This window comes from Bradyrhizobium sp. in8p8 (assembly GCF_000426845.1).
Taxonomy (GTDB): Bacteria; Pseudomonadota; Alphaproteobacteria; order Rhizobiales; family Xanthobacteraceae; genus Bradyrhizobium; species Bradyrhizobium japonicum_C.
Genome location: NZ_AUGD01000002.1, coordinates 263,350 through 277,802 on the forward strand (window position 1 = coordinate 263,350; position 14,453 = coordinate 277,802).

Genomic DNA, 14,453 nt, shown 5'->3' on the forward strand with positions numbered 1-14,453 from the left:
ATTGGTGCTCTCAGTGCGACTGCAATCCCGGCGATCCGGTCTCGGGATGAATCTCGGCCGCCATCATGCCCTTGGAGCCGGGCCCGAAGCGGACCAGCACATACTGGCCCGGCCTGAGCTCTGTCATGCCGAAGCGGCGCAGCGTCTCCATGTGCACGAAGATGTCGGGCGTGCCCTCGCCGCAGGTGAGGAAGCCGAAGCCGCGCAGCCGGTTGAACCATTTGACCTGGGCCCGCTCCAGCCCGCTGGTCGGGGTGACCGTGACATGGGTGCGCGGGGGCAGCATCTGCGCCGGGTGGATCGCGGTCGACTCGTCCATCGAGACGACGCGGAAGGCCTGGTAACCCTTGGCGCGCTGGATGCATTCGACGACGATGCGGGCGCCTTCATAAGCCGTCTGAAAACCGTCGCGCCTCAGCACGGTAACGTGCAGGAGAACGTCCGGCCAGCCATTGTCGGGAACGATGAAGCCGTAACCTTTGGAGGCGTCGAACCATTTGATGACGCCATGGACCTCGACGAGATTGGCGCTGGTCTCACCAAGCCCGCTGAACGGACTGAGCCCACTATCCCGGCCGGCCCCCCCGTGCTCGCCCGGCGTCATTCGCCCGGGCGATACTCCCTGCCCGGGAACCCCGAGCTTCTTGGACTCAAATCCGTCCGACGACCCCATAACCCCGGACCCCACACTGCCATGCAGCCCGCCACATCGGCGGCGCTCGAATCACGCGTCTTTAAGAGAATGTTCTCAATTCGACGCGACGCGAATCTTTCGACTCAAAAGATAACACTCTCGGTTGCGAGGCATAGACAAAAAAGAGATTCGCCGGAACCTATGAACAGCTTGCACAGCCGCGAATCAAACTGATGCCTCAATTGCCGACAAAGGGCCCGAGCGTCTCGCCGATGTCGTGGCGGATGACGAGGTCGGCGATATCGTCCTGCTCGGTCGGCTCGCGATTGATGATCACCAGACGTGCGCCGGCCCGCTTGGCCATCATCGGAAAGCCCGCCGCCGGCCACACCACGAGCGAGGAACCAATCGCGATGAAGAGATCGCAGGCCTGCGACAATGCGGTCGCGCGCTGCATCTCGTCGTCCGGCATCATCTGGCCGAAGGAGATCGTGGCGGTCTTCACCGGCTCGTCGCAGGCCGTGCAGTTGGGCGCCGCGCCATCGTCGTCGAAACGACGCCTCACCCAGTCGAGCGGATAGGCCTGCCCACACCCGATGCAGCGCGCATAAGTGGTATTGCCGTGAAGTTCAACCACGTGCTCGCCGGCGAAGCCCGAGGCTTGGTGCAGATTGTCGATGTTCTGGGTGATGACGGCGGGAACCTTGCCTGCGCGATAGAGCGAAGCCAGCGCGCGGTGGCCGCGGCCGGGCTTCGCCGCGGCAAAGACCTCCTCCATCGCGAAACGGCGGCGCCAGGATTCGTTGCGGGCCTCGAGGCTCGCGACGAACTCGTCGAACGGGATCGGACGGTTTCGCGTCCAAATTCCACCCGGCGAGCGGAAATCGGGAATGCCGCACTCGGTCGAGATGCCGGCGCCGGTGAACGGAACGATGATCCTCGACTCGGCAATCATGTCGCCGAGCCGCTCGACGCCGCTCTGAAGATCCAATGCGATCAATCGCGCCTCCCGACTCGTTTTGCCTGACAGCAATATGCGCAAGCGGCAAGATCGTTGACGCTTTTATCAAGCGCGAATGCAATGCGCCCGGCAATCCTTTCCGATCTTCGCTTATCACAATCCTGCAATGCCTCCTCCCCATTGACGCCCCATTCAAGAGCGCCAATGGATGTGTTGACGCGACTCAACGTGATTGCGGCGGCAGCGCTTGAGTTCAGGTGTGCACATACTCAGGTGTAGAGGGGATTTGACATGACCGAAGATGAAGAACGGAAAGAGCGCGAACGCGAAGAGATCGCTGCCCGTGTCGCCGCCTTCCGTGCCACGCAGGAAAAGTTCAAGCGCGAGCGCGACGAATATTTCGTGTCGACGCTGGAGAACGCCCGCAAGGTCGAGCGGCCCTCGCTTTGGCCGTAGGCCGGTCACGCAAGCATGAGCGGGAAGACGCGCGAACGAAAAAAGCCCGGAGCATCGCTCCGGGCTTTTCGCTATCCATGACTACCAATGGCGCCAGTGGTGATGGCGGTGGTACGGCCCGCCGCCGTAATAGGCGTGGGGTCCCGGTCCGTAATAATAGCTCGGGCCGCCGTAATAGCCGTAGCGGGGACCGTAGTACCCATGAGGCCGGGAGGCTGCGACCGCGCCGGCGGTGATCGCGCCGGCGGCAAGGCCGAACGCGAGGCCCGGGCCGATGCCACGACCGCGCGCTTCTGCCGGTGACGGCGCGGCTACTGCCGTCACGCCAACGGCGGCCATGGTGGCCAGAACTGCCAGTGTCTTCTTCATGCTCTCTCCTTCGCGTCGTGCGGAGATAACCGTCAGCGCCAGCGATGGTTGCGGGCCCGGTGAAACCGACCGCTCGAAAAAATGTCGCGACACCGGGAACAGAATCGTCGAGCGCAGATTGACCTTCCAAGTGCGGGAGCCTCCGCCATCCGGGTCGAGGCAACGGCACGAAGACCCCGTCAGCATCTCCGCGATGCTGGCGGGGTTTTCAGTTTCACGGGAGCAGATGGCAGCAGACCATGACGGTTGCCAGCGGGGCCGACGTTCGAGGAGGAGAGCTTGCCGTTATCCGCTTTGCTGGCCCGTATCCGCAGATTGGTTCCCAAGTCCGACGATCAGCACTACGAGGAAATCGTGCGCAGCTTCGGCGTCGGCACACTGCGCCCGCCGCCGACACCGATGAGTGATCGTGAGCTGGCGCGGGCCATTGCCGAGTTCCTGAAGGAGCAGCCGTCGAGCAAATCGGTCGCGACGCTCGGCCGGCGCCTCGACCCCTCCTCTCCCCTTTGAGCAGCGCCCGCCTTGATTTGAGCGGCACTCGTTCGGGAACATGCGCTCCGCGCGCACGTTGTTCGTCCCTTCAAGACGAGGAGGTATGACATGCCGGTGTGGCTCGAAGTCCTGGTGAACCTGTCCGGCTATGCGGGTTTCGTTGCGCTGGCGACCTGCGGCGCCGGCTGCGCCGACACGTCCACCGACGATCGGATGTGCAGCAAGGAACGTTAATTCGCGCGCGGCACTTGCCCTGCCGTTCGCAACAGCCGGTCGGCCTTCACGGCGACGCGCGTGTCCTCGGCCTGCGGCGGCCGCAGCGAGAAGCTGATCTCCACGAAGGCAAGACAGAACAGCGCGCCGACGATGGCGACGCGACGGTAGGTGTGCCGGTCGCCCTGATAAAAGGACGTTTCTGAAAAAGGTGTCATGGCAAAATTGCTTCTTGGCGAAGTCGTTTCTTGCTTGTCTTTGCCCGACACCTATCGCAACCCGCAGCAAGCGCAATGCGATTGAGCTTTTAACCTAACCGAATAGCGTTATCGGCATTCGTGCAAGCTATCGTTAGGCACCACAGGCGGGCACCTTCGCGAAAAGCCCAGACGGACAGCCGACTTGTTCCGGCTTCGATACCATTTCGTTCTCGCAGAACGAATCGGAATCGCAGAAATCGATGCGGAGCAATTCTTAACAGGGGGTTCGCAACGACATGGTCGCGTCGCGTCGTCTTCGATTGCGGATCCCTGCGGCCGCACTGGAACGGAATGAGAGCGTGGTGCCGCTCGCATTTGCTCTCTCTTCGCCTCATAGGGGCGATGAGCACAGGACTGTGCCAGGCACCACGCCTTGCGATACGCACGGTCTTATCGCAGACAGCGGGCAGCGCGTGTTCTGCATCCGACTCCATTTCGTTCCCGAAGAACGAATCGGAATCGGATGAGCAGCGCGCAGCGACTCCTAACAATCAGTGAAGCACGCTCTCACCCTTCGGCGGCACCACTCGTCGTCAGGAATCCATCAGGGGCAAATCAAGCGCGCGCCGCGAGGCACGAGATCGCGCTCACGTGCTGCCGCAGCGCCGGCGCTGATCAAGCCGCCCGCTTCGTCTTGTCCTTCGCCGAGAAACATTCGAGAATCTGGATACGAAGTTCTTCCGCGGCCGGCCCCTCGAGCTTCCTGAGTTCGTTCCAGAGCCTGATCACTTCGCGCTGCTTTTCGACGGTCATGAGTCACCTCCAATTGATCACAAAGGCGGCTCATACTAGAACAAAAAGAGAACGAAATGTCCAGCCCTCTTCAGAAATTTCGCAGACCGTCGAACCTTTTCAGCCGGCCAAGAACTCATGGAGGCTGGGGATTTCAGCGCCCAGTGATACGGCAGCGCCGCCTGACGAACATACTCCGTCGCCGCGGCGCTGTTGCTTTTTGATATTTCAACTTTAAGTTAGCGACACGGCTGGCGGCCAGGCGCTGAATCCCAACGCCGTCAGCCAGAGACCCCGCGTGAGAGCGCGGGGTTTTTCTTTCAGGTCTGAGAGTGCTCGCGTCGGGGACTGCCGTCATCGTCGTGGCAATGTTCGGCATGGCCCCGAGCACCACCTGTCCTCAGCCGTTTATCGTTGCACCGTCCTGCGAGGACGCGCTGCAACGGCATCGCAGGCTTTTCAGACGGCGTCCTTTGCCACCTTCAACGGCGAGGCCTTGACCGATTTGCTGGCGGGCTTCGCCGCAAACTGCATCGGCTCCTTGGTGAAAGGATTGACGCCCATGCGGGCCTCGGTCGCCGGCTTGTTCACGACCGACATCTTCACGAAGCCGGGAACGACGAACTCGCCGGACTCGTTGAGCTCCTTGTAGCCGACCGTCGCCATGTACTCGATCACGGACTTCACATCGTTCTTCGAAAGCTGCGTGCCCTCGGCAATAGCATCGATCAATTGGGTCTTCGTCATCTTCGCCATGTCTGAATTCCTTCGAATGGATTCGCGCGAGCAATGCCTGCTGGAGACGCGGTCGGACCGCGATGGCGCGCTGCTGATTCATGCCAGAAGCCATGAAGCGATGGGGCTTAGAGCCCATCGAGGCCGAAAACGCAAGCACGGGTTCTGCGAGGTTCCCGACTTGTTGTGAAAGACGGCGGGATGCAATTTCCTTGAACCATTCTGCAGCGGGCGCGTCTCGTCGACGATGTCCCTGCGCTTCATCCACGAGAGAGCCACCTCCCGCGCGGGTCTTCGCTTTTGCGTGCCGGCAGAACGCCCCCGCTGCTATAGTGACCCGAATATTCTCGTGGGGCGCTCATGAAGGTTGCTATCGTCGTCGCAGGTTTGATCGTCATCGCTGTCGTAGCGTTCGTCGCGATACAGCCAAGCTTCCTGAAGCCGGCATCCCTCGCACTCGTCAAGAAGTCCGACATCTTCGGCTTCTCGCCCGGAATGACGTTCGAGGAGACCAGCAAGCTCGTCAGTCAACGCCGTTATCTCTGCCGCCGGGGCCGCAGCTCGCCCAGCCTCGAATGCGAGATCAATGGAGCCAAGGTCTCCGTCGACAGCGACGAGTCCGACGCCAGGCACCCGATCTGGCGCGTCAATGCGACGTTGAGCAATCCGGGCTCGCAGGAAGCTGCCGTGAAGTCGATCTCCGACCAGTACAACGCACAGGCCATCAAGAGCCGGGAGGGATGGACATGGATCGTCGGCCGCGGCTTCAAGCTGAGCTATGACGGTCTCGCCTTGAACCTCGTGGACGAGGCCGCGGAGGCACGGCTTCGCAAGGACGAAGCAAAGCGATAGAGCGTGGAGTCACCTCCGCGTGAAATCTGTGGCTCTGCAGGCGTTGTTGACACTTCAGTAACCCAACGCCGCCAAGCTCCCATCAGGTTCGTTGCGTTGGAGTACCCCACAGTGCTGGATTTTGACGAGCTGCGTGAACTCGCAGCCGATGTTCGTATTTTTGTCGACGTCGCCGAAGACAAGGCCGAGGCGCTGAGGGCCGTCATCGCGGCTTACGACGTTGTGCTGGCGATCTTCCCCACCGAAGAGGGCATGGGCCTTCACGTCATCAAGGGCGGCGAGATCCTGGATGGCATTGCAAAATCGCGGACACATGCGATGTACAGCCATACGGCGATCGCAGTTCCCGACCTCGCCCATGCCGAAGCCCTCAAGTTCCTGACGAGGCCCGTCGAACAGCGGATTGCGGCCTGACGCCGCGCAACTTCGCCGGCCTCGGCTGCAATGCCGCGGCCGCACGTAAACATCCGCGCCTGCTCGAACGTGGTGCAGGCCGGGGGCTACAGCTTCGCGGAATTTCTTTGCTCTTGAATATCCTGTTCCCGGGAACATGATTTCCGCACTCCCGTTGGCTCCAGGCAACCAACCAGGAGTTTGCGATGAAGAAAATCATGATCGCCACCGCCGCCCTCGGTCTGATGTGCGGTTCCGCCTTTGCGCAGAACCAGACCGGCCCGGCCCCGCAGTCCAACAACATGCAGAAGCCCGGCATGAACAGCACGGACAAGGGCTCGATGAATCAGGGCACGACCGGAATGAGCAACGACGGGATGAGCAAGGGCGGAATGGTGAGGCCGGACGCGTCCGGTCAGGGCGGCTCGGGCCCGGGCAGTGACCAGGGCGGCACCAAGACGCGCAGCAACATGAAGTAAATCGCTTTTCGCAGAGCCTGCTTCCCGGCCGCGCCGCTCCGCAGCAGAGCGGCGCGGCCGAATTATGCGCGGGCTTCAGCGGCCCGGCTCTAGGCGGTTCGCGGCTTCCGCCGCAGACCGATGCGGGTGCCGGGCAGATTGATCCCGAGCTCGATCGCCCGCGACCTGATCGATGCAATGGGACGCTTGAGTTTCACGATCATCAGCGTGAGGCTCTTTCCGGTTTCACACATGGATCGCAGCAGCCGGTCGTCGTCTTCCGACCAGCGTTCGTGATTGTAGGTTCGGGCAGCCATGGACATGTGCCTCTGAGGCCGGTGAGGCGGGGCCAAGCGGGGGAATGTCAAAGGACCCAGCTTCGCCTTTTCTGAGCGCGGCGGCTGGGTGTCAGTTGAAGGGCGGCTTGTTACGCTGCCGCCTGATCCAGAGATAGTTTTTAGACGCAGCTTTTCAATCGACTTACGGATTTGTAATCGCGGATACGTCTCGCGCCCGCGTTCAGCGAAATTCGCGAACTTTCCGCGTCAATGATCGAGAAAGAATGCTGCGAGTCCGATTGCAATGCAGGAAAGACCGACGATTGCAGTGGTGAGTTCGACGGCGTTCTCCAGGCGCAAGAACCTGACGACGGCGTTCCACACAGAAGTGAGGAGCGTTTCCACGATGGCGCTGAGCAGGCCCTGAAGCATGGCGATTGGTCACAGCCGGTCTCGCCGAGGTTCATCCGCGACTGATCCAAGAGCCGCCTCCTCCGCGAGGCAGTGCATTTTGTTTTGAACTTTCGACCGGCTCGCGCGTCTTACAGTTGAAGCCCCCAAGGCTTCCCCCCGACAGAGAACCCCGCTTCCCCCAGGCGGGGTTTTCCGCTTTCGCGCGCTGCATCAGCTTGCCCGGGATTTCAAGCGCTCTTTGCCGTTGACCTCGCTACCCCTCCCGGCGCACTTTTTGCGCCGGGCAGGGTTTTGAGGAGCCGTGATGCCGAAAACCCTTGTGGAATTCAGAGCGCAGAACCTTCGTTTGCTCGAGCGGCTTTGTCCCGACGATCCGCGATACATCGCGGCGTGGCTGAAGCAGTTCGATGAACAGAACGGGATCGTATCAAAAGCTCGGCCGAAGTCCGGCAAAACCGGTGGAACGTCTCCGCCGCGCAGGAAGGCTGCTTCACCCGGCCGGGCCAGATCAGTGCCCTCCCCTGTCTCACCTCGCTGATCGCAGCAAACGGCGGCGCGCACCCGTTCGCCTTGCGCGCGCGTGCGCTTCCCAGCGCCGGCCGCAAGCTCATGCGGCTCGGCGCTTCCTTCGCGGCCCTGCGGACTTCGTCTTCGGTTTTTCGGTGCTCACCGTGGAGACCCGCGCGACCGAACCGAGAGACGCGGAAAGAATCTCGCGCTGCGCTTCGAGCCAATGCGTCTCGGCGTGGCCGTCCTGACCGCCGCTCTCCATCCAGATCTGATAGGCACGCTCGCGGATCGCTTGTTCCAGGTCTGACATCGCTGTGTCCCTCCGAATTGGAGCGGCATCCTGAGCGTGCTCGGTTAACAAGCTCTCAAGCGAATGACGTTCCCGCACCGGAACAGTTTGCACAGAGCACGCGGCTCTTCGAGGAACCCGTCATCGTACGTCGGCAATGATGGCTGCGACGCGGCGCGAGTGATGATCCACGATCACGAGGGACTTCCCCGCTATCAAATATTGATCGCCCCAAAACCCGTTGAGGATTTGCGTCACCTCAGCCGGAAGATCCGCGGTCTCGGTTTGTCGCGGGACCGACGTGCCGACCATCATTTCGAAATTCGGCCGATCCACCGCAGGACCTTGCGCCGTCGAGAGCACCGACTGGAGTTGCTGGCGCTGCTGCTCGGAAAGGTTCGCGGGCTGGCTGCTCTGCTTGATCTGGCGGGCGCGACCGCCGCTCGAATCCTCGTTTACAGCCGGATCTTCTTTTGCAGCCGTGCTGATCGCGTCGCGCTGTGTTGGAACACCAGTGCCGACCGTGGTCGCCGGCGCGCTGCTGTCGGCTCCGGTCGTTGGGCGCCCAACGTAATCGGTCATGCCGAACATCTGGGGAGCCGCAAGCCAAAGCCCGGAGCCCACGAACAGGATCGCGGCAACCGCCGATCCCCACATCATCAACTTGCGCGTGCCTTCTCTCTCTTGGTCCCGGGAAAGATCTCTGGCCATGTCGAGGTGCCTCCAGTTGCTTGTGGCCAACCCGGGCATTGCTTGTCCGTTCCTCCTGAGCTTCGGCCAACCTCTGTCCGGCGCCTCATCCTTGATTTGGAACGTTGCGTCCGCACCCGCGACAACGATGACAACAGCGCAATCGCCTGCGGTGCTTGGAAGGGGCGATGCCCGACAGTCCATCGGCCCCTTTGACGCTCCCGTTCGAACGGTCAGGCAGAAGCAATGCAGAGCACTCAGAAACCAGGCTGCAGTCGTTCCGGCGGATGCATCCGCTGAACGCAGCCAGCACCCTGCCGGCCCGCACGCCGCGCCGGAGCTGACCGACGCGGACAGGACGCCCGGTTGCGGAATGTTGCCTGAACCGGATGACCCAAACATCAGTCCCAGGGGCTAAGTCGGATGAACGATACTCGGCGGCGCAGTGGTCCCGCGAGGAGTGACGTGTGCATGGGTGGAGCTCCGCCAGTTCCACCAAATAGAGCGGATAGACAATCAAGGAATGTCGGCAGCTTTCCGGCTCTCCCCGATCGAAACCGGCTTGTTCAGGAAATACTCGCGATTGCCCGTCGCGGCTTCCGCGTACTGGTCGATGGCCACGATGATGGCCTGGACGTGGGCATAGCACCACCCTTCCCGCGTCGCTCTGCGACGAACGTCCTCGAGCGCGGTCAGGAAGGGCGACAGGTCTCTCTCGTCGTCGAACCATCGCCTGCTCACCATGTTCTCCCGCCGAGCACCCTGCCCTTGGTCTGGCGCGGCTGTGCCGCCTTCAGCGCGTCGCGTTCGGCACAGAGACTCTCGACCTTCGCCTCCATCCGCGACAGCAGCGCTTGCGCCGAGGCCGTCCCGATCCCCGCGCGCTGCAGCTGGAGGATCTCCTTCCTCTGTCTGCCCATCTGGATGCGCATCCGTTCGATCTCCCGCCTGAGAAAGTCCAGGTCCGGCATGTCTGGCCTCGCGATTTTGAATATGGCCCAATGAGAACAAAAACGGAACGAAGAGTCGAGTCCGACGTTCTACGGAAAACGGAATAGGAGATGTGCAATGGCCGACAACACCCAGAAGGACCCGAAAGACTGGGTTTCCGGAGACGACCCGATGACGGGTGCTCAGGAATCCTATCTCAAGACACTTGCCGAGCAGGCCCATCAGGACCCGCCAGCGGAAGACCTGTCCAAGGCCGAGGCCTCCGAGCTGATCGACAAGATGCGGCAAAAGGCCGGGCTGGAGGAGTGAGCCAGTAGAATTGCGGGAACTCGCCGCCATGTGTATGCAAACGAAATTGGGAATCGAAAATGCCATATTTCGTTTGCGCCCGCGACGGAGCGGGCCAGATCATCTTGAAGCGCGACACCAAGGAGGCAGCCGAGAAGAAGGCCGCCGAACTCCGCGACATGGGCTATTTCGAGGTCGAGATCGTCGCGAAGGGAGTCGAGAAGGCGGCGTGAGGGAACGGAGGCGCTCGGGGCGAGTTGGCCGTGCATGACCAAAGTATCGCTCCAGCACCAAGCCGACCGCGCCGAAGCCCTCGCTGCCCAGACGGCGGATGGCGAAATCAGAGAGGCTCTGTTGAAGGCTGCGCAGGAATATCGGGCCCAGCTCGAGAGCGACGATGACAAGGCCGACCTTGAGTAGACGCGGCCTCATCAGCAAGGTTCGCGTATTGGACCTTGGTGGCGGCTTGACCGCGCGCCCCGCATCGATCGAGCTTCGTCAAAGCAAGTCGCCGACGAGCTTGATGATGCTGACGATCAGGCCGGACAGACATGCCGCGGTGCCGAGGTCGGCCACGTAAAGCAACGCGTGACGTTCGTCCTCATTTAGTTCTGCCAGCGCCTTTCGCATCTTCCCTCTCCATGGCCTCGATGAGTTCTTCGTCATCGAGAACATCCAAAAGACCATCAGTCGTCTTGTTGCAGTCGCGCAGTCCCGGCCCGGCCGACGCCTTCCCTCCCGCGATCCGGCATGCCGGTACTCACTCTGTGAAGCAAAACGCGATCACGAGCGGCGCGTTCCTCTGCTCGATCCTTTGAATAGGCCTGCGCGACAACCCTTCGGAGGTCGTGTCGCGATACTCGTCGTCCACATCGTGTGTCGGCTCGACCCAGATCGCCTTCGGCTTCTGACGGGCTCGGTCAGCTTGGTCTCGGGTTGAGCGGATTCGTAGACCAGCAGGTGCCGAGACCTTGGTCTCTGCCAAGGCTGCCGAGCCAAATACGTCAAACGTTATCGCGCAGCCGCTTCTGACCCAATCCCGATCATCTGTGATGAAGCACACGCAAGCTGCTTACGTCCTGCCGGATTGAATTCACCCTTGTTTTCAGACGCATCGTCTCTATCTGTCTCGCATGGAAATATCCGACATTCAGGATTTTGCGATCCAGGCCCGCCTAGCGGCGGTCCTCGGCGCAGCCGAGTTCGACCGCGTCTTCGCCGGGGTTCGTTTTGCCGAGGTCGAGGGGCCGCTGTTGTATGTCTATGCGAAAGACGAAGCCGCCGCTGCCGCGATCGAGGACGACTTCGCGCTGCTCGTCGCGGACATTGCCGGCCACATCTTGAAGCAGAACATTGACGTCGTGGTCGTGCTGCCGAAGGTGTTGCAGTAGCTGAAGTGACACTTGGCGGCGAGTTCAGTCAATCGCACGCGACCGCCGACAGCGCTTCGGCCTGAACGATCCCGATGTTCGGTCACATGCAGTAGTATTGCCCCATTCGACGCATCGCTTCCGCGCGTACGCTTCGCGCGGTGGCGGTGGCGGTATCGCCCCTAGCGAGCGCTTTCCAGCACAGCGCGATGTTCTGCGGAGTCAAAGCCATCACTTCGGCAAGTCGGCTTTGCGTCAACCGTCGCTTGCGTGAGCAATGCCGAAAGCTCCATGCTCGGCAAGTGATCGTTCGCAGCCTCTTCCCTTCAATCGCGCCTGCCGCGAGCCATTCTCAGATCCTCTCGTTCTAAGCTCGACGAGAGCCCTGCCCTTCCTCCCTCTTTTTTGCTATCTCTCGCTCCTGCCGGCTTCGCCGCCTCAAGACCCTCCATCTTTTCCAGGGAGCAACAACCATGAGATATCTCCACACCATGCTGCGCGTGAGCAATCTCGATGTCGCGCTGAAGTTCTACCAGGATGCGCTGGGGTTGAAGGAGGTGCGGCGGATCGAGAACGACAAGGGGCGGTTCACACTTGTCTTCCTGTGTTCGTCGGACGATCTCGAGGCGCTGAAGACGCAGCCGCCGACGCGCGGGGCGCCGCTCGTCGAGCTCACCTGGAATTGGGACGAAGAAAAGTACGGCGAGGATCGCTTCTTCGGCCACCTCGCCTACGAGGTCGACGACATCTACGCCACTTGCGAGAAGCTGATGAAGGCAGGCGTCACCATCAACCGGCCGCCACGCGACGGCAACATGGCCTTCGTGCGCTCGCCCGACCTGCACTCGATCGAGCTCTTGCAGAAGGGAGATCCGAAGCCGCCGCAGGAGCCCTGGGCTTCGATGCCGAACACCGGTCATTGGTAGCTGCGCGCGGGAACAAGCGCGCACGGCCCGCGTTCACCCTCCAGTGATGCAATTGGAGGAGGATGCGATGGCGAGAGGGCTGTTGCTGTGGATGATCGGCGTGCCGATCCCGGTGATCATTCTGTTGTGGCTGTTCTTCGGCCGCTGACCGTCAGGTTGAACTTTGCAATGAAAGCTCCGCCACGTGCGGAGCTTTTTGCATGAGAGGCGCGCCGCATCGCGCATCGCGTCTTTCGGGAAATTCCGCTATCACCCGCGCAAGGTGGACTTGTAGCCCGGATGGAGCGCAAGCGTAGTCCGGGACAGCCGATGTCAAAGCCCCCCGGATTGCGCTCCGCTCCATCCGGGCTACGACTCCGGACAACGCTGCGGGGAGACGCCTGATGCCTGAGACCAAGCTGACGATCTGGGGCCGCGCCAATTCGGTCAACGTGCAGAAGGTGCTGTGGTGCTGCACCGAGCTTGGCCTGCCTTTCGAGCGCATCGATGCCGGCATGCAATATGGCAAGACCCGCGAGGCCGACTACCTCGCGATGAACCCCAATGCCCGGATCCCGACGCTGGTCGAGGGCGACTTCGTGCTGTGGGAGTCCAACTCGATCATGCGCTATCTCTGCCTCGCGCATGGCCGCGGCACGCCGATCTACCCGGAGGCGCCCAAGCAGCGCGCCAGCGTCGACCGCTGGCTCGATTGGACGCTGTCGACGGTGCAGCCGGTCGACCGCCCGGTGTTCTGGGGCATCGTTCGCACGGCGCCCGCCGAGCGCGACATGATCCAGGTGCAGCGCGATGCCGATGCGGCCGCCGAGGTCTGGGCCATCGCCAACCGCCTGCTCACCACGCGCAGCTTCATCGACGGCGATGCGTTCACGCTCGCCGACATCGCGATCGGCTGCTATGCGCGGCGCTGGCTCGGGGTCGAAGGCATCACCCGGCCGGCGCAGCCGCATCTCACCCGCTGGCTCTCCGAGCTCGGCAAACGGCCCGGATTTGCGCAATTCGTCGCACCGCCGATGTCCTGAGCCGGTGATGCGGCTCAAGCCGCGGCGAGGACGCGAGGAATCGTCGTTCGCGCGCCTGCCGCCGGGCGCTACGGCAGCGCTTGACGGCTACTGTGCATGGGGTTGTTTTCGCGGTTCTGTTTGAGGCCTTAGCGCCAGCCGCGCTCGACCAGCAGCACGATGACGATCAGCACCAGCGTCACCGCGACGGTGGCGAGCCGCGCCGTCCAGCTCATCCCGCGGCCGATCCACCAGAGCAGCGCGCAATACATCAGGACGGGAACGATGAGGTCGAGCCGCAGCAGATCCGCCGGCATGGGCTTCAGCGCCTGACGGCGGTGTCGATGCTGATCGCGCCGCCGATCTTCACGCAGGTCCCGGTGCCCTCGACCATGACGAAGCGCGGGCCGTAGGAGGCGCAGGAGCCCGCCCCGGCCTTTCCGGCGGTGCCCTTCAGCGGCAGGGCCTTGCCTGCTTGCGGGCGCTCGGCAGGCGGCAGGCGCAGGCTCTCAGCCGCAGCTGCGGACGTGGCCATGAGCGAGATCAGGACGAGGAGCGGCATGCGCATTGCCGCCTTGTAGCCCGAACGGAGCGGGCGCGCCATCGGCCCCGCTGCGGCGCGATGTCAGATGAATTTGACGCCGGCCGACTTGCCGCGGCGCCAGACCACCTGGCAGCTCCGCCCCGTGCGGGCGTCGCGTGCGAAGGCCATCCGGATCACGCCCGGAAGCTGGCTCGCGTCCTCGTCCAGCGTGATCCTGGCCCCGGAGTCCGAAATGTCCTGGACCAGGCAATGCCGCGCGGCGAAGCCGCCGTCGAGCGTGATCCAAGCGTGCTGCGACAACAGCTTGCGGGCTGCGCGCTTTTTCGGCGGTGGCATCGGAAATCTCCTACTCAAGCGCTACGCAGGGAACCCTAAGAAACCGTTGAGATCGCTGCCGATCATGCCGAGGCCCGCCGCTGTTCACCGAGGCCCAAAACTCCGTTCCCGAACGGCTTGCCCGGGAGCGCAAAGGCCACTATACGTTCGCCGCTGCAAGCCGCCGGGCGCTGTTCGGCCGGCCAGCGGCCGTGCCGCGGCAAGCGGCAGGGCCCTGTTTGCTCCCTTCGTCTATCGGTTAGGACGCCACCCTTTCACGGTGGAGAGAGCGGTTCGATTCCGCTAGGGAGCGCCAAAGGCG

The 14,453-nt window shown here is 62.5% G+C and carries 28 protein-coding genes and 1 tRNA gene; 13 read left to right on the forward strand and 16 right to left on the reverse strand.

What is annotated here, in order from left to right; all coding sequences use genetic code 11:
• Nucleotides 1-10: 10 nt before the first annotated feature.
• Nucleotides 11-673, reverse strand: a complete 663-nt coding sequence (locus K408_RS0106450) for a cold-shock protein (RefSeq protein ID WP_024337801.1) — start codon at nucleotides 671-673, stop codon at nucleotides 11-13.
• Nucleotides 674-872: 199 nt separating this feature from the next.
• The gene (locus tag K408_RS0106455) at nucleotides 873-1,634 is read right to left on the reverse strand and encodes an SIR2 family NAD-dependent protein deacylase (RefSeq protein WP_024337802.1); all 762 of its coding nucleotides are present in this window, start codon (nucleotides 1,632-1,634) and stop codon (nucleotides 873-875) included.
• Between the two features lie 252 nt (nucleotides 1,635-1,886).
• Here K408_RS0106455 and K408_RS42640 point away from each other — a divergent pair, with 252 nt between their 5' ends.
• Nucleotides 1,887-2,051 (forward strand): hypothetical protein, encoded by a 165-nt coding sequence (locus K408_RS42640; protein WP_196232350.1) that lies wholly within the window; start codon nucleotides 1,887-1,889, stop codon nucleotides 2,049-2,051.
• 81 nt (nucleotides 2,052-2,132) lie between these two features.
• Here K408_RS42640 and K408_RS0106465 read toward each other — a convergent pair whose 3' ends face one another.
• The gene (locus K408_RS0106465) at nucleotides 2,133-2,420 is read right to left on the reverse strand and encodes a hypothetical protein (protein WP_024337803.1); all 288 of its coding nucleotides are present in this window, start codon (nucleotides 2,418-2,420) and stop codon (nucleotides 2,133-2,135) included.
• Nucleotides 2,421-2,699: 279 nt separating this feature from the next.
• Here K408_RS0106465 and K408_RS0106470 point away from each other — a divergent pair, with 279 nt between their 5' ends.
• A complete protein-coding gene (locus K408_RS0106470) occupies nucleotides 2,700-2,930 on the forward strand; it encodes a hypothetical protein (RefSeq protein WP_024337804.1) in 231 nt (76 codons plus the stop codon).
• A gap of 90 nt (nucleotides 2,931-3,020) precedes the next feature.
• Nucleotides 3,021-3,146: a hypothetical protein gene (locus K408_RS43870; protein ID WP_283805263.1), complete on the forward strand. Its 126-nt coding sequence runs from the start codon at nucleotides 3,021-3,023 to the stop codon at nucleotides 3,144-3,146.
• Here K408_RS43870 and K408_RS0106480 read toward each other — a convergent pair.
• From K408_RS0106480 to K408_RS0106495, 3 genes are all read right to left on the reverse strand, one after another.
• Nucleotides 3,143-3,343 (reverse strand): hypothetical protein, encoded by a 201-nt coding sequence (locus tag K408_RS0106480; protein ID WP_024337805.1) that lies wholly within the window; start codon nucleotides 3,341-3,343, stop codon nucleotides 3,143-3,145. The two genes, K408_RS43870 and K408_RS0106480, sit on opposite strands and share 4 nt — an antisense overlap.
• A 657-nt stretch (nucleotides 3,344-4,000) precedes the next feature.
• Entirely contained in the window at nucleotides 4,001-4,138 is a 138-nt protein-coding gene (locus K408_RS42645; protein ID WP_196232351.1) for a hypothetical protein, read from the reverse strand.
• Nucleotides 4,139-4,576: 438 nt separating this feature from the next.
• The gene (locus K408_RS0106495) at nucleotides 4,577-4,873 is read right to left on the reverse strand and encodes an HU family DNA-binding protein (RefSeq protein ID WP_024337806.1); all 297 of its coding nucleotides are present in this window, start codon (nucleotides 4,871-4,873) and stop codon (nucleotides 4,577-4,579) included.
• 339 nt (nucleotides 4,874-5,212) lie between these two features.
• Here K408_RS0106495 and K408_RS0106500 point away from each other — a divergent pair, with 339 nt between their 5' ends.
• The 3 genes from K408_RS0106500 (at nucleotide 5,213) to K408_RS0106510 (ending at nucleotide 6,576) form a co-directional block, all read left to right on the forward strand.
• The gene (locus tag K408_RS0106500) at nucleotides 5,213-5,704 is read left to right on the forward strand and encodes a hypothetical protein (RefSeq protein WP_024337807.1); all 492 of its coding nucleotides are present in this window, start codon (nucleotides 5,213-5,215) and stop codon (nucleotides 5,702-5,704) included.
• Between the two features lie 111 nt (nucleotides 5,705-5,815).
• Nucleotides 5,816-6,118, forward strand: a complete 303-nt coding sequence (locus K408_RS0106505) for a hypothetical protein (protein WP_024337808.1) — start codon at nucleotides 5,816-5,818, stop codon at nucleotides 6,116-6,118.
• 185 nt (nucleotides 6,119-6,303) lie between these two features.
• Nucleotides 6,304-6,576, forward strand: coding sequence for a hypothetical protein (locus K408_RS0106510; RefSeq protein WP_024337809.1), 273 nt, complete (start codon nucleotides 6,304-6,306; stop codon nucleotides 6,574-6,576).
• Between the two features lie 89 nt (nucleotides 6,577-6,665).
• Here K408_RS0106510 and K408_RS0106515 read toward each other — a convergent pair whose 3' ends face one another.
• The 6 genes from K408_RS0106515 to K408_RS0106540 all read right to left on the reverse strand — a co-directional run bounded on the left by K408_RS0106515 (nucleotide 6,666) and on the right by K408_RS0106540 (nucleotide 9,707).
• Nucleotides 6,666-6,872, reverse strand: coding sequence for a hypothetical protein (locus K408_RS0106515; protein ID WP_024337810.1), 207 nt, complete (start codon nucleotides 6,870-6,872; stop codon nucleotides 6,666-6,668).
• Nucleotides 6,873-7,100: 228 nt separating this feature from the next.
• Nucleotides 7,101-7,265, reverse strand: coding sequence for a hypothetical protein (locus K408_RS41920; protein ID WP_155248290.1), 165 nt, complete (start codon nucleotides 7,263-7,265; stop codon nucleotides 7,101-7,103).
• A gap of 589 nt (nucleotides 7,266-7,854) precedes the next feature.
• Nucleotides 7,855-8,067, reverse strand: a complete 213-nt coding sequence (locus K408_RS37670; protein WP_024337811.1) for a DUF2934 domain-containing protein — start codon at nucleotides 8,065-8,067, stop codon at nucleotides 7,855-7,857.
• A gap of 120 nt (nucleotides 8,068-8,187) precedes the next feature.
• The gene (locus K408_RS42650; protein ID WP_196232653.1) at nucleotides 8,188-8,757 is read right to left on the reverse strand and encodes a DUF1236 domain-containing protein; all 570 of its coding nucleotides are present in this window, start codon (nucleotides 8,755-8,757) and stop codon (nucleotides 8,188-8,190) included.
• Nucleotides 8,758-9,252: 495 nt separating this feature from the next.
• Nucleotides 9,253-9,477, reverse strand: coding sequence for a hypothetical protein (locus K408_RS0106535; RefSeq protein WP_245265879.1), 225 nt, complete (start codon nucleotides 9,475-9,477; stop codon nucleotides 9,253-9,255).
• On the reverse strand, nucleotides 9,474-9,707 hold the full coding sequence (locus K408_RS0106540) for a Dor-1 like family protein (RefSeq protein ID WP_024337814.1): 234 nt from the start codon (nucleotides 9,705-9,707) through the stop codon (nucleotides 9,474-9,476). Before K408_RS0106540 ends, K408_RS0106535 begins: the two co-directional genes overlap by 4 nt.
• A 97-nt stretch (nucleotides 9,708-9,804) precedes the next feature.
• On the opposite strand from K408_RS0106540, the gene K408_RS0106545 reads away from it, so the two are divergent.
• From K408_RS0106545 to K408_RS41930, 3 genes are read left to right on the forward strand one after another with little or no spacing between them, the layout of a single operon-like run.
• Entirely contained in the window at nucleotides 9,805-9,996 is a 192-nt protein-coding gene (locus K408_RS0106545) for a DUF3072 domain-containing protein (protein ID WP_024337815.1), read from the forward strand.
• A gap of 59 nt (nucleotides 9,997-10,055) precedes the next feature.
• Entirely contained in the window at nucleotides 10,056-10,208 is a 153-nt protein-coding gene (locus K408_RS41925) for a hypothetical protein (protein WP_155248291.1), read from the forward strand.
• 34 nt (nucleotides 10,209-10,242) lie between these two features.
• On the forward strand, nucleotides 10,243-10,395 hold the full coding sequence (locus K408_RS41930) for a hypothetical protein (RefSeq protein WP_155248292.1): 153 nt from the start codon (nucleotides 10,243-10,245) through the stop codon (nucleotides 10,393-10,395).
• Between the two features lie 78 nt (nucleotides 10,396-10,473).
• Here the strand turns inward: K408_RS41930 and K408_RS43875 are convergent, their stop codons facing one another.
• Nucleotides 10,474-10,605, reverse strand: coding sequence for a hypothetical protein (locus tag K408_RS43875; protein WP_283805264.1), 132 nt, complete (start codon nucleotides 10,603-10,605; stop codon nucleotides 10,474-10,476).
• Between the two features lie 503 nt (nucleotides 10,606-11,108).
• Between K408_RS43875 and K408_RS0106570 the strand changes: the two genes are divergently transcribed.
• The 3 genes from K408_RS0106570 (at nucleotide 11,109) to K408_RS0106585 (ending at nucleotide 13,293) form a co-directional block, all read left to right on the forward strand.
• The gene (locus tag K408_RS0106570) at nucleotides 11,109-11,366 is read left to right on the forward strand and encodes a hypothetical protein (RefSeq protein WP_024337817.1); all 258 of its coding nucleotides are present in this window, start codon (nucleotides 11,109-11,111) and stop codon (nucleotides 11,364-11,366) included.
• 452 nt (nucleotides 11,367-11,818) lie between these two features.
• Nucleotides 11,819-12,271 (forward strand): VOC family protein, encoded by a 453-nt coding sequence (locus tag K408_RS0106575; RefSeq protein ID WP_024337818.1) that lies wholly within the window; start codon nucleotides 11,819-11,821, stop codon nucleotides 12,269-12,271.
• Between the two features lie 383 nt (nucleotides 12,272-12,654).
• The gene (locus tag K408_RS0106585) at nucleotides 12,655-13,293 is read left to right on the forward strand and encodes a glutathione S-transferase family protein (RefSeq protein WP_024337819.1); all 639 of its coding nucleotides are present in this window, start codon (nucleotides 12,655-12,657) and stop codon (nucleotides 13,291-13,293) included.
• Between the two features lie 128 nt (nucleotides 13,294-13,421).
• On the opposite strand, the gene K408_RS41935 is transcribed toward K408_RS0106585, so the two are convergent.
• Genes K408_RS41935 through K408_RS0106600 form a run of 3 tightly spaced genes read right to left on the reverse strand, consistent with a single transcriptional unit; the run spans nucleotide 13,422 to nucleotide 14,152 of the window.
• On the reverse strand, nucleotides 13,422-13,589 hold the full coding sequence (locus K408_RS41935; RefSeq protein WP_035697885.1) for a hypothetical protein: 168 nt from the start codon (nucleotides 13,587-13,589) through the stop codon (nucleotides 13,422-13,424).
• A gap of 5 nt (nucleotides 13,590-13,594) precedes the next feature.
• Complete coding sequence (locus tag K408_RS0106595; protein WP_024337820.1) at nucleotides 13,595-13,840, reverse strand: hypothetical protein; 246 nt, start codon at nucleotides 13,838-13,840, stop codon at nucleotides 13,595-13,597.
• Nucleotides 13,841-13,897: 57 nt separating this feature from the next.
• Nucleotides 13,898-14,152, reverse strand: a complete 255-nt coding sequence (locus K408_RS0106600) for a PilZ domain-containing protein (protein ID WP_024337821.1) — start codon at nucleotides 14,150-14,152, stop codon at nucleotides 13,898-13,900.
• A gap of 220 nt (nucleotides 14,153-14,372) precedes the next feature.
• Here K408_RS0106600 and K408_RS0106605 point away from each other — a divergent pair.
• Nucleotides 14,373-14,447 (forward strand) — tRNA-Glu (locus K408_RS0106605).
• Nucleotides 14,448-14,453 lie beyond the last annotated feature (6 nt).

Coding starts and splice junctions, on each gene's coding strand:
- K408_RS37670 (WP_024337811.1), bottom strand. CDS start 8,067: ATGTCAGACCTGGAACAAGCGATCCGCGAGCGTGCCTATCAGATCTGG.
- K408_RS43870 (WP_283805263.1), top strand. CDS start 3,021: ATGCCGGTGTGGCTCGAAGTCCTGGTGAACCTGTCCGGCTATGCGGGT.
- K408_RS0106540 (WP_024337814.1), bottom strand. CDS start 9,707: ATGCCGGACCTGGACTTTCTCAGGCGGGAGATCGAACGGATGCGCATC.
- K408_RS0106515 (WP_024337810.1), bottom strand. CDS start 6,872: ATGGCTGCCCGAACCTACAATCACGAACGCTGGTCGGAAGACGACGAC.
- K408_RS42645 (WP_196232351.1), bottom strand. CDS start 4,138: ATGACCGTCGAAAAGCAGCGCGAAGTGATCAGGCTCTGGAACGAACTC.
- K408_RS41935 (WP_035697885.1), bottom strand. CDS start 13,589: ATGCCGGCGGATCTGCTGCGGCTCGACCTCATCGTTCCCGTCCTGATG.
- K408_RS0106600 (WP_024337821.1), bottom strand. CDS start 14,152: ATGCCACCGCCGAAAAAGCGCGCAGCCCGCAAGCTGTTGTCGCAGCAC.
- K408_RS0106500 (WP_024337807.1), top strand. CDS start 5,213: ATGAAGGTTGCTATCGTCGTCGCAGGTTTGATCGTCATCGCTGTCGTA.
- K408_RS0106465 (WP_024337803.1), bottom strand. CDS start 2,420: ATGAAGAAGACACTGGCAGTTCTGGCCACCATGGCCGCCGTTGGCGTG.
- K408_RS0106480 (WP_024337805.1), bottom strand. CDS start 3,343: ATGACACCTTTTTCAGAAACGTCCTTTTATCAGGGCGACCGGCACACC.
- K408_RS42650 (WP_196232653.1), bottom strand. CDS start 8,757: ATGGCCAGAGATCTTTCCCGGGACCAAGAGAGAGAAGGCACGCGCAAG.
- K408_RS0106595 (WP_024337820.1), bottom strand. CDS start 13,840: ATGCGCATGCCGCTCCTCGTCCTGATCTCGCTCATGGCCACGTCCGCA.
- K408_RS0106585 (WP_024337819.1), top strand. CDS start 12,655: ATGCCTGAGACCAAGCTGACGATCTGGGGCCGCGCCAATTCGGTCAAC.
- K408_RS41925 (WP_155248291.1), top strand. CDS start 10,056: ATGCCATATTTCGTTTGCGCCCGCGACGGAGCGGGCCAGATCATCTTG.
- K408_RS0106570 (WP_024337817.1), top strand. CDS start 11,109: ATGGAAATATCCGACATTCAGGATTTTGCGATCCAGGCCCGCCTAGCG.
- K408_RS0106495 (WP_024337806.1), bottom strand. CDS start 4,873: ATGGCGAAGATGACGAAGACCCAATTGATCGATGCTATTGCCGAGGGC.
- K408_RS43875 (WP_283805264.1), bottom strand. CDS start 10,605: ATGCGAAAGGCGCTGGCAGAACTAAATGAGGACGAACGTCACGCGTTG.
- K408_RS42640 (WP_196232350.1), top strand. CDS start 1,887: ATGACCGAAGATGAAGAACGGAAAGAGCGCGAACGCGAAGAGATCGCT.
- K408_RS0106450 (WP_024337801.1), bottom strand. CDS start 673: ATGGGGTCGTCGGACGGATTTGAGTCCAAGAAGCTCGGGGTTCCCGGG.
- K408_RS0106510 (WP_024337809.1), top strand. CDS start 6,304: ATGAAGAAAATCATGATCGCCACCGCCGCCCTCGGTCTGATGTGCGGT.
- K408_RS0106545 (WP_024337815.1), top strand. CDS start 9,805: ATGGCCGACAACACCCAGAAGGACCCGAAAGACTGGGTTTCCGGAGAC.
- K408_RS0106575 (WP_024337818.1), top strand. CDS start 11,819: ATGAGATATCTCCACACCATGCTGCGCGTGAGCAATCTCGATGTCGCG.
- K408_RS41920 (WP_155248290.1), bottom strand. CDS start 7,265: ATGCTTCAGGGCCTGCTCAGCGCCATCGTGGAAACGCTCCTCACTTCT.
- K408_RS41930 (WP_155248292.1), top strand. CDS start 10,243: ATGACCAAAGTATCGCTCCAGCACCAAGCCGACCGCGCCGAAGCCCTC.